An 11659-nucleotide genomic window follows, 5' to 3' on the forward strand; every position below is an offset into this window, starting at 1 on the left:
CCTTATATAACTGGACAAAAGGAAAAGAAGCTAAGTGTCCTTAGCTTCTTTTCCTTAATTAATATTTGTGCAACATTTTTGTTTGGTAATCTGTCTCATAATATTCTAGTTCTTCACGCATCAATTGAAATTTCCCTTCTAACTCCTTCATCACTCGTTCTATAGATCCAGGAGGGATTTGCTGAAAAACAATAGAATTTTTCCCTGTATAAGCAGAACGACTATTTTCATACCAATGATCATTCTTTGGCGAAAAAAACTCTGCAATTACTTGATGGTAAATCTTATATAAAACTTTTTCAGCTGCGGTCTTTCGAAATGGTTGGCCATTCAACAAAACAAAACATGCATCAAGTCCTTCTTCACAAAAAACAAGAAGTCTTCTTATTGATGCTAATATACCTTTATAATATTGCTCGTTTCCTGTTGGTGTCTCCTCCAATAAAGAAGGTAACGTATGATAATTCACATAATTAGTTATCAAGGAAATTACATCTTCTAAAAATATAGAAACTTGTTCTGTTTGATTTTCAACCATCAAATTAGACATGGCTTCTCTCTCCTTTGCCGTTTTACGCTATTTCTACTCTTTTATTTTTATGTAATTCAGCTAATATTTCTTGTACTTTCACCACTGTTTCCTCGTCAAAGTATCGTTGAAAGTCTGTTACTTCATTGAGATACAAGCGTTTCTGCGCACGTAGCTCTTTATTGTTCACTAAACAAGCAATCGCTACAATATCTCGTAAATATACGTCTTGTTCTTCTACTTTATAAACTGGATTTCCTTCAAAAGGGATAATTTCTTGTAAAATTTCTTCAAAATATCGAACATATAAGACAGAAAAGGTTTTCTCTTGATTATTTAATATATATGTCACTTCAGATCTATTGAAAAAATCTTCTGATGTATTCGGTTTTGCTTTTTCTAACTCATACCCTGCATAACCTATTATAATCATCTACTTCCCCTCTCTTCCTTCTTTCATCTTATCTTAACTTAATTTTCTGATAAACGAAATATTCTTTTAAATATAGACTATATAAAAAATAGCTTCCCTATACAGGAATTTACCTTTTTATTTTTCTTGAAGTTTGTCATAATAATATTATTGTCTCAGTTTTCTTACACAAGGAGAGTTGTATTTATGTCGTTTTCATGGAAACGTTTCTTACAAATCGGGAAAATAATCTTCCCATTTGTTGTCTTAACAATTGTTTTCTTTCAAGCTAAAAAAGAATTAGCAGGCATTTCTTTTTTAGAAGCAATTGAAACAATTAAAAACATTCCAACTGGTGGGGTATTTTTAGCGATTACACTCGGTGCATTTGCTGTTTCAACAATGTTCTTTTATGACTTTGTTATGCTTCGTTACTTAAAAGCAGATATACCTGTACAAAAGATTTTCCGCATCTCATGGATTGCAAACACTTTAAATGGATTTATCGGTTTTGGTGGTCTTGTTGGTGCCGGTGTACGTACAATGCTCTATCGTCCACATATAAAAGAGAATGGGAAACTTATTAAAAGCATTGCCTGGATGACAACCGCTTTTATTAACGGATTAGCCATTCTGTCATTCCTCGGCCTTATTGGGATATTAGACACTAGTTTTATTCTGCACGAAAAACCGTGGTTATGGCCTGTTCTTATCTTCTTTGCTCTTTTCGTTCCTATATATATTGGGTTTTCTAAAATTAAAAATAGAAAAACAAAACAGCTAGACGGACAAGAGACTGAAGAAGAAGAGAAAAATCCAACTGTTTTATATTCATTAGTTTCATTAGTCGAGTGGGTATCTGCTGGTATCGTTATGTACGTCATTTTAATATTGTTTGGAATTGATATCGAATTTCAAAAGTTTTTAGGTGTTTATGTAATTGCTGCTTTAGCTGGTGTCGTAAGTCTTGTCCCTGGTGGCCTTGGTTCATTTGATCTTGTTTTCTTAACCGGACTAGGACAATACGGAGTTGATACAGGCGTATTACTACCCGCTATGTTATTATATCGACTTGTCTATTACATCTTACCATTCTGCCTTGGTCTCATTTTTGCAGCATTTGAAATGACAGGAGCGGCCATAAAAAAAATTGAAGATAAACCATTTATTGCACCTGCATTAGAAACAACTGGTGTAATTTGGACTTTACAACGTGATTTTTTAGGGAAATTAGGTTCATGGGCATCCGCCGCTTTAACCGTATTCGCTGGCTTAATGGTTATTCTATCAACAATTTTACCTACTAGTATAAATCGAGCTCACGCCTTACATATTTTAGCTCCAAAGCACCTTATTCAATTTTCTTTTAGCTTATCATTAACATTCGGTATTCTCCTCCTGATTCTTTCGCGAGGCATATATTATGGAACAAAGCGTTCTTACTATATGACGATTGTTTCTTTAATTGGAGCAGCAATTTTTAATACCCTAAAAGGAATTGATATTGAAGAAACCTTTATTTTATTAATCGTACTTGCTGTGTTGTATATGCTTCGTAAAAGATTTGTACGCGAGAAAATGGAAGTCTCTCTTTCTGACATCGTAAAAGTGTTTATCTTCTTATTACTTACGTTATATTTATATAAAAACTTAGGTATTTTATTTGCGGGTGCAAAAGAAGCGTTCCAACCTGATTTTGTCGTTCGAAATATTACACAAGTTAAACGAAGTGCATTAGCAGCAGCCTTTTTCGTTCCTACTTTTTTACTTATCGGTTCACTAATTGCCAATCGTTACCGTAGTCAATTTCCCGGGCAACCAGCAAATGATAAAAGGTTAGAAAACTTCTTAGATGAACATGGTGGGAACGTACTTAGTCATTTAGGTTTTTTAGGAGATAAACAGTTCTTCTTCAGTAGTGACGGAAAAGCACTTCTTCTCTTTTCAATTACTGGAAAACGTCTTGTTGTACTAGGTGATCCAATTGGTGATCCATCCTCCTACCGCACTGTGTTACAAGAATTTTTAGCTGAAGCTGATCGATTTGGGTATATTTGCGTATTCTATCAAATTGAAAGCAAATGGATGAGCTTATACCACGATTTCGGCTACAACTTCTTTAAACTTGGCGAAGAGGCTGTCGTTGATTTAAATACCTTTACAATAACAGGAAAAAAACGTGCTGGTATGCGAGCTACTTTCAACCGTTTTGAACGAGAAGGTTATACGTTCTCTATTCATGAGCCACCATTCTCAGACGAATTATACAAGGAATTAAAGAAAGTGTCTGATGCTTGGCTCGGCGGAAAAAAAGAGAAAGGATTTTCACTTGGGTACTTCGATCGTGAGTATATTAGTCGTGCCCCTATCGCTACATTATCTGATGCAGAGGGAAAAATCATTGCATTCACAACCTTTATGCCAGTATATCAAAGTGGCATATTATCTGTTGATTTAATGCGTTATTATCCAGATGCCCCTAGCGGAATTATGGATGCAATTTTTATCCACTTATTCCACTGGGCAAAAGAAAATGAATACCATTCCTTTAATATTGGTATGGCACCACTCTCAAATGTCGGTTTATCAACGCAATCGTTCTGGTCTGAACGAGTTGCTGCTGCAATATTTAATAACGTTCGTTACACATATAGCTTCAGCGGTTTACGACATTTCAAAGAAAAATACAAACCTGCATGGAGTGGAAAATATTTAGCATTTCGAAAGAATCATTCTTTACCAATTACAATGCTCTCTGTAACAAAATTAATAGGAAAACGAAAAAACAGCTAAGTACTTAGCTGTTTTTTCGTTTTTGCACTTGTATACTAAACTCCTTTTCATACTTCTTACCATTTATATAGAAATCCCCCCATATTTTATATGTTCCTTCTTCTGGAAATGTAATACGATATTGTAATTGTTCATCCGTATCAACAGGAATGGCATATAAAAAATTTTTCCTCGTTTCATCAACGATATATAGAGCGTTAACTTCACCTCTCCCTGAATTTAATTTCAGCTTTTCTCCCTTTTTCGCTTGAAACTGAAATGTTAATGTCGTTGCCTCATTCGGATGTAATGCACCAAATAAAAGAGACACTTGATGCTCTCCTATATTTTTTGTAAGTACAGTATCGACAGGTAGTTTCTTTTTATTCTTGTCCTTGTTTTTCTCCTTTTTTTCTTCACCAAAATCTTTCTTAGAAAATGATTCCACGGACTTGTTTTCATCTTCATACAAAAATATCGTGTACTCTTCACCTTTTGCTACATCTGAAGATAACTTATACGATCCATTTCCAGCAAATATAGGCTTCGTTTGTTGTATATTTTTCAAATTCCCATCCACTATCACTGCTCGAATTTGATCGTTCACACCACGAACTTCATTATTCATTTTATTTAGCAATTGAAACGAAATATCGACTTTTTCATTTCCCTTTTTATTCTTCACATCCCATTTCACTTCTTGAACATCTCCGGTCGTTTCTACAGTTTCTTGATATTTTTTTATGTAAAATCCTCCTGCCACAATAAGTACTAGTGCAATAAACCCAATGACAAGATTTTTCAAAATATCACCTACCATTTTTATTGTCTTTATCCATTCAAAACCTCTTAAATATATATTCTAGATTATGATTTATGAAATCCTCCTCTTTTGCACATATTACAAATAAAAAAGATTTTAATTGAAAGGAGTCGTAGTGTATAATGCAAATGATATTGATTTCTATCAATACATTATAAGGAGGATTTTTCATGAGTGTACATATTGAAGCAAAACAAGGCGAAATTGCTGAATCTATTCTATTACCTGGTGATCCATTACGTGCAAAATATATTGCTGAAACATTTTTAGAGGATGTTACTTGTTATAACAACGTGCGTGGCATGTTAGGTTTCACTGGAACTTATAAAGGAAAGCGTGTATCTGTTCAAGGTACAGGTATGGGTGTTCCTTCTATTTCTATTTATGTAAACGAATTAATTCAAAGCTACGGAGTGAAAAATTTAATTCGTGTTGGGACATGTGGTGCAATTCAAAAAGATGTTAAGGTACGTGACATTATTATTGCGATGACGGCTTGTACAGATTCTAATATGAACCGCTTAACATTCCCAGGTTTTGATTTTGCTCCTGCTGCAAACTTTGATCTTTTAAAGAAAGCTTACGATGCTGGAACAGAAAAAGGATTACACGTTCGTGTTGGTAACGTATTAACAGCAGATGTATTTTATCGTGAGAGCATGGACATGGTTAAAAAACTTGGAGATTACGGTGTATTAGCAGTAGAGATGGAAACGACTGCTCTTTACACATTAGCAGCTAAATATGGTGTAAATGCATTATCTGTATTAACAGTAAGCGACCATATCTTCACTGGTGAAGAAACAACATCTGAAGAGCGTCAAACTACATTTAACGAAATGATTGAAATCGCTTTAGATGCAGCAATTCAGCAATAGCACACTAAAGAACTCGTCATACGTCTGGCGAGTTTTTTTTTATACTACAATACTTCGACAGTCACTGCACCTTCTCTTTATGTGACTTTCTATAAAAAACTACTTTAGAGAGAGAAAGATTTATCCCCTCTACTTTTTTGTAACCTTTGTTATAATTAAGAAATCATTTATATTACAGTATTTTTCATACGAGGTGAAACAGTGAAGAACAGAAGCATCGTCTTTAAACTATTTTTATTAACATCAACTTTATTTACAATCATATTTCTCCTTTTTTTCCTTGGACAATCTCTATTTTTAGAGAAGTTCTATATTAATAAGAAAGTAAAAACCGTTCAAACGGCTTTTGAAAAATTCGTAGATAATTACGAAAAAAGTGACCAAGGATTTGAGGAAACTAGAAAATTAAAACAAGAATTTCATGATAAAACAAATGCCGAAATCCAATTTTTAGATTCTAACGGAATTATTAAAAGTGAAAACAGTTTTTACATTGATGTGATTAACCCTAACAATAATAAAACCTATTCCATCCCCCTTAACAATCTTTTAACACCAGAAGAATATAATAAATTCGCAAACTTAGGATTAAAAAAAGATGGAATAATTTATGTAGACGGACTACTCCAACCGAATAATATAATAACACCTCAAGAATTAATAACTAATAATACTAGATGGGAAAATGAACAATTCAATTCAGATTTTCAATCCATTAGTGGTAATCCATCTAAAAATAAACTTAAAAATCGATATGATAATACTGGTTCTCCAATCCATTTTACTGGGGTAATATCTAAATTACAGCTTCCTTCCAAGACTGAGGTTCGTCTTGCAAAGGATTTTGAAACATTACAAGCTGTTCAATATTTTGCAAGAACTATTAGACAAGGTACTTCTAATTCAAATCAATTAAACACGTATATTTTAGATAGTGGGGAAAATATAAAAAACAGTGTCTTTGTAAAGCCTATTATGGAAAACGGAGAAATTAAGGAGTACGCTTTTGCGATAGCATCTTTACAACCTGTTAATGAAGCGATGCTCGTTTTAAAAGATTATTATGTCTATGCCTTAATTATCGTGTTTCTCGTTATTATTTTGTTATCCTTCTACTACTCAAAAATCATTGTTAAACCATTAATTAAGATAAATCGCGTTACAAAAAAAATGGCCAACTTTGATTTTAGCGAGAAGTTACCTGTTACAGCAGACGATGAAATTGGCGGGTTATCAAGTAGTATTAATACACTCTCTGTAAATTTAAAAGATCGCATCGACCGATTAAATGTTGCCAATACAAAATTACAACAAGATATTGAACGCGAACGTCAATTAGAAAAAACGAGAAAAGAATTCATTTCTGGTGTATCTCATGAATTAAAAACACCACTTAGTGTTATTCGTAGCTTCGCTGAAGGTATTCAAGATGGCGTAAGTAAAGATACGACATATTATACAAATGTTATTTTGGAAGAGACAGATAATATGAACAGGCTCATTGTTGAAATGTTAGAATTAGCAAAACTAGAATCTGGTACGTACAAACTAGAAATGTCAACATTCTCAATCGGTGAATTAATTCAACAAATCTATACAAAATTATTATTTAGTATGGAGGAAAAACATTTACAAGTGGACATCCATGCTGACTCTTCTCTATTTGTTAAAGCAAATCGTAGCCGTATTGAGCAAGTAGTTGTGAACTTGCTTAGCAATGCAATTCGATATACTCCAGATGGTGAAAAAATACACGTCTCTGTTGTAGAAACGGAAGATACAGTGAAAATCGAAATTGAAAACACAGGCAACCCTATTCCAGAGGAAAGCCTTGAAAAAATTTGGGATCGCTTCTACCGTTTAGACGCTTCTCGTAGCCGTCATACTGGAGGTACTGGCCTTGGGTTATCCATTGTAAAAAACATTTTAGATCTCCATCACGCCGAGTACGGTGTGTATAATACCACTAATAGCGTTGTATTTTATTTTAATTTACAAAAAGTGAAAGAAGTCAAATAATTTGTCTTAATTTCACTAGGAGTTCACATGAAATTCACACTCTCCCTTTATAGTAAGAAACAAGTTAATCCTTTCCTTTACACATATAAAAGAGGAGAGTGCGTGAAATGAAACAAGCAGGACAACCTATTCAAAACGAAAAACAATTAGAAACTATCAAAAATATACTTTTACAATCTTCGAAACGTGATGGCTTATTATTCGTATTAGCTGTAAATTCTGGCTTAAAAGTAAGTGAAATCTTACAATTAAAAGTTAGTGATGTAATCGATGAAGACGAAAATGTTCGCCATTCCATTTTATTTTACAATGAAAAAGTAAAGAAACATAAATGGTTTGCTGTAAATGAAGACTTACAGCACGCAATCGAAGACTACATGAAAGAACGTAAAACTTGGAAACGTAATGAACCATTATTAAAGTCTCAAAAAGGAACAAAGTCTATTACGAGACAACATGCATGGTACATTTTAAACAAAGCTGCAAAAGAAGTTGGATTAGAAGGGATTAGCTCACATACACTTCGAAAAACTTGGGGCTATTGTGCATACAAATCAGGTGTTGATATTGCATTTTTACAACACTTCTTTGATCACAGTACTCCATCAAAAACTTTAAAGTATATCGGTATTGCTTAATAACTCTTATACATAAAAAAGGTTACCATTTGTAAATTTGGTAACCTTTTTTATGTTTCATATTCTCTTTTCTTGTCTCTCCTATACTGTAGTGGTAATCTAATAGTAAGGGGGAGAAATTATGAACACATTAACAATTGAATTACCGAAAGAAACGGCTGAAAAACTTGATTTATTAAAGAAATCTTATGAAAAGAAAACAGGTGCTACAATTTCTGAAAGCACTCTTGTTCAAACACTTATCTCAAAGGAATTTATCCAAGCGATAACTCCTTTTGATTTACAACAATTCGTCAATGGAAAAGAACAGCAGTAATCGCTGTTCTTTTTTTATTTATTTTCAAAATATCAAAAGTTTTTTATTTATTTTCCGAAAAACTATTGACTATGATAATGATAACCATTATCATTTATTATGAAGCCAACAATTGATGAATCAACCAAACGCTCAGTAACATTGTTACCCCTCTTTTTCATATAGAAAAGCATTGTACATTCCCCCTGTTTGTACAGTGCTTTTCTTGTTTGTATTTATTCAAATAAATTTAATTGCTCTGGTTTCGGCTCGCCATATGTAATATTCGCCATTTCCATCAACTGTTTCGCATTGTCCGCCGCATCCCCACCCGAATTATTGTTAAACAAAACGTATATGTCCTTAGTCTTTTTTTTCAATTGCTCTAATCGGTTTACCCATTCTTTCAACTCATTATTATTGTAGCGATATAAACAACGAACCGCTCTCCAATTTTCTCCTTTGTCAAGCCATCCATGAACATTCCGGCCATGAAAACGTATTAACGCCATGTCTGAATTTGTTGCCTCTAATACAAGCGGTACTGATCCTATTCCTGCCTGAGGCTCATCGCAAATTGTATGAATCCATTTTTCTTGTTCTAAAAATTGTAACGTCTTATCTCTCATCTCTGGATAAAACCATGTTTGATTTCGAAATTCTATTGCACATGGGAAATCTTCCATTTTTTCTTTCGTGTACCGAAGTAAATCTACATTTTTCACTTTACAATCGAACCATGGTGGATATTGAAATAAAATCATTTTTAATTTATTCGCTTCTATTAAAGGAAGAATTGATTGTTTATACACATCAAACATCTCATCGAACGTAGAAAAAGGGATTTCCCCTTTCATATGTCCTGTCATTCCTTGATAAGCTTTTACTATAAAAGAAAAATCTTTCGGCGTTTCAATCGCCCATTTTGTATAATTCCGCGCAGGTTGTATCGCATAAAATGAACTATCTACTTCCACAATGGGAAAATGTTCACTATAAGTTCGCAATTTATTTCTATTTTCATAGGGATTACTATATAAAGAATCATGATCTCCCCATCCCGTCACTCCAATAAAAAACAAACGTATTCCTCCCTTCCCAACTTCAGCTTACACTCATTCTATATTACTTCACAAAAATACCATCCGATCACTTTCATAAAGTCGCTCTTTCTTTAAGAGTATCCGTATAAAAATATGATATACTAGATGGAAGAATTTTTAAATTGAGGAGTTATTTATTTATGCTTCAAGACGATATTATTTTATCTCATGAAAATCGAATAAAAGAATTGGAAAATAAAGTACGATTATATGAAGAACTTGTAAATCAATTACCACATCATTTCACATATAAAAATCCACATATTGGTTTGCAAATAAAAAAAACGAGAACATCTCATTCTATTCAACACATACAACAAAAAGATAAAGAGCCTACCTTTCAGCTTACTTGCGATTCACTATTTTTATTTGAACAACTAGAAAAACATTTTGTTCATATTTTCGATGCATTCTCGCATCACGTCACTTTCATTGATAATAAAGGTAACATTACATTATGTAATCAAGCTGCAGCAGATGATTTTGGTGTAATACGAAATTCTATAATTGGGAAACCAATTCAACAATTACTAAACTTACCTGAAGAACAAATTAAAGCTATTGAAACGTTAAAAACGGGAACCGAAATATATAATGAAGAAGTGTTAGACAAAAACTATGGCATCGTAAATAACCGTATTATTCGTGATTATAATGGGGAGATTTTCCGAGTTATTAGTGTCTTTCATTATTTAAATACAGAACGTGATGCCGAAAAGTTTTCCCTAGCTGGGCGAATTGCAGCTGGGATTGCACATGAAGTACGAAATCCCCTTACAACAGTACGTGGGTACTTGCAATTTCTACAAGATAGCGTTTCTCCGTCCAATAAAGAATTGTTTAAAAGTCTACTCATCCCTGAATTAGATCGTGCCAATAGTATTATTACAAAATTTTTAGCTATTTCAAAAACGCGTGAATTTACTAGAGAACATTTTCCAATCAATACGTTTTTACGCGAGTATATTCAACAACTACTTGCTAGTGAAGTTTTTTTGCACAACATTTCTATTGACTATGATTTTTCTACCGAATTAGATGGTGTACTCGTCAATATTGATCGCCATGAACTCGTGCAAGTTTTTTTAAATTTATTTCAAAATGCTGTCGACGCTCAAGGTGAAGAACCTCTTTCTATTCAAATTACTAGTTATCGCTTAGATCATTTTGTTCGTATTACTTTCAAAGATAATGGAACCGGCATTCCTCCAGCTATTCAAGAATATATATTTGATCCGTTTTTCTCTACAAAAGACTCAGGAACGGGACTGGGATTATCAGTAACGAAGAAAATTATTCAAAATCATAATGGCACATTAAAAGTTACTAGTAATCAAAATGGTACAACTTTCACTATTTCTATCCCATTGTTGCCCAAAAGAGATAATTGAAGTGTCGATAAACAAAAACAGTGGGGGCAGTTTTTGTTTAACTCATCATTTTCCTAAAAAACTATATAAAATGAAACTTTAATCAGCGTTTTTTGCATCTCCTACTGCTTATTAACCCTAACTAATCAGCCTTTTGCTAGATAGAAATCCTTCAATCTCTTTAATTCCCCTTACTAAGTAGGTAAAACCCTTATTTTTTTTGAAATAGTAGTTTGTCCATCACGAATTTAGTTTTATTTTCATTTTATTATATTGAGACTATTTATTCTATAAAAGAAAGGAATGAAAAGATGAACAATAATAATAAAGGGAAAGTATTCTTCGGTAACGATTGTTGCGAAGTCCGGGCTTGTAGTTTTATTAACATCTCTAAATCTGAACTTAAAGAATTTATTAAAATCCTTCAAGCTCTTGGACAAAATATTAAAGATATATTCCAAAATCCTTCTCAAAGTAATATTGATAAACTTATAGCTACCCTAGATAATCTACAAAAATCCCTCAAATGTTTAGACTTATCACCTGCACAAGAAAAAATCGGAACTTCTATTATTACTAACCTATTAACTATTCTAAAAACAAAACCTTTCTCGTGCGGAGCATTATACGTTGAACTGCAAAGCCTGCTTAATTTTTTACTGTATATCGCTAAGTTATTTAAAGTTAATTGCTGTACTATCGACAAACTTGTTAAGCTGATTATAGAAATCCAAACCATTTTAGTTAAATATGGCTCTGGTTGCCTTGGTGGAGGTGCTACTGGTGCTACTGGACCTCAAGGACTTCGTGGTCCTACTGG

The 11659-nt window shown here is 33.1% G+C and carries 11 protein-coding genes; 7 read left to right on the forward strand and 4 right to left on the reverse strand.

What is annotated here, in order from left to right; all coding sequences use genetic code 11:
• Positions 1–58: 58 nt before the first annotated feature.
• Both V7038_RS03850 and V7038_RS03855 read right to left on the reverse strand, forming a co-directional pair.
• Entirely contained in the window at positions 59–550 is a 492-nt protein-coding gene (locus V7038_RS03850; protein ID WP_002158618.1) for a YpuI family protein, read from the reverse strand.
• A 22-nt stretch (positions 551–572) separates the two neighbouring features.
• Positions 573–962 (reverse strand): hypothetical protein, encoded by a 390-nt coding sequence (locus tag V7038_RS03855; RefSeq protein WP_002202629.1) that lies wholly within the window; start codon positions 960–962, stop codon positions 573–575.
• 186 nt (positions 963–1148) lie between these two features.
• Here V7038_RS03855 and mprF point away from each other — a divergent pair, with 186 nt between their 5' ends.
• A complete protein-coding gene (gene mprF / locus V7038_RS03860; protein WP_002202630.1) occupies positions 1149–3734 on the forward strand; it encodes a bifunctional lysylphosphatidylglycerol flippase/synthetase MprF in 2586 nt (861 codons plus the stop codon).
• Between the two features lie 4 nt (positions 3735–3738).
• Here mprF and V7038_RS03865 read toward each other — a convergent pair whose 3' ends face one another.
• Positions 3739–4533: a hypothetical protein gene (locus V7038_RS03865; protein WP_070139006.1), complete on the reverse strand. Its 795-nt coding sequence runs from the start codon at positions 4531–4533 to the stop codon at positions 3739–3741.
• Between the two features lie 173 nt (positions 4534–4706).
• On the opposite strand from V7038_RS03865, the gene deoD reads away from it, so the two are divergent.
• The 4 genes from deoD (at position 4707) to V7038_RS03885 (ending at position 8387) form a co-directional block, all read left to right on the forward strand.
• Positions 4707–5414 (forward strand): purine-nucleoside phosphorylase, encoded by a 708-nt coding sequence (deoD, locus tag V7038_RS03870; protein ID WP_002158622.1) that lies wholly within the window; start codon positions 4707–4709, stop codon positions 5412–5414.
• 201 nt (positions 5415–5615) lie between these two features.
• The gene (locus V7038_RS03875; protein ID WP_002201166.1) at positions 5616–7433 is read left to right on the forward strand and encodes a sensor histidine kinase; all 1818 of its coding nucleotides are present in this window, start codon (positions 5616–5618) and stop codon (positions 7431–7433) included.
• A 107-nt stretch (positions 7434–7540) separates the two neighbouring features.
• Positions 7541–8071: a tyrosine-type recombinase/integrase gene (locus V7038_RS03880; RefSeq protein ID WP_000806230.1), complete on the forward strand. Its 531-nt coding sequence runs from the start codon at positions 7541–7543 to the stop codon at positions 8069–8071.
• Positions 8072–8192: 121 nt separating this feature from the next.
• On the forward strand, positions 8193–8387 hold the full coding sequence (locus V7038_RS03885; RefSeq protein WP_002149425.1) for a DUF3924 family protein: 195 nt from the start codon (positions 8193–8195) through the stop codon (positions 8385–8387).
• 215 nt (positions 8388–8602) lie between these two features.
• Here V7038_RS03885 and V7038_RS03890 read toward each other — a convergent pair whose 3' ends face one another.
• Entirely contained in the window at positions 8603–9448 is an 846-nt protein-coding gene (locus tag V7038_RS03890; RefSeq protein ID WP_002202633.1) for a DUF72 domain-containing protein, read from the reverse strand.
• Between the two features lie 161 nt (positions 9449–9609).
• Here V7038_RS03890 and V7038_RS03895 point away from each other — a divergent pair, with 161 nt between their 5' ends.
• A complete protein-coding gene (locus tag V7038_RS03895; RefSeq protein ID WP_002202634.1) occupies positions 9610–10860 on the forward strand; it encodes a PAS domain-containing sensor histidine kinase in 1251 nt (416 codons plus the stop codon).
• A 290-nt stretch (positions 10861–11150) separates the two neighbouring features.
• The coding region (locus tag V7038_RS03900) for a collagen-like repeat preface domain-containing protein (protein WP_335469200.1) at positions 11151–11659 on the forward strand (509 nt) is incomplete at its 3' end.

The sequence above is a fragment of the Bacillus sp. JJ783 genome, assembly GCF_036963225.1.
GTDB lineage: Bacteria > Bacillota > Bacilli > Bacillales > Bacillaceae_G > Bacillus_A > Bacillus_A cereus_U.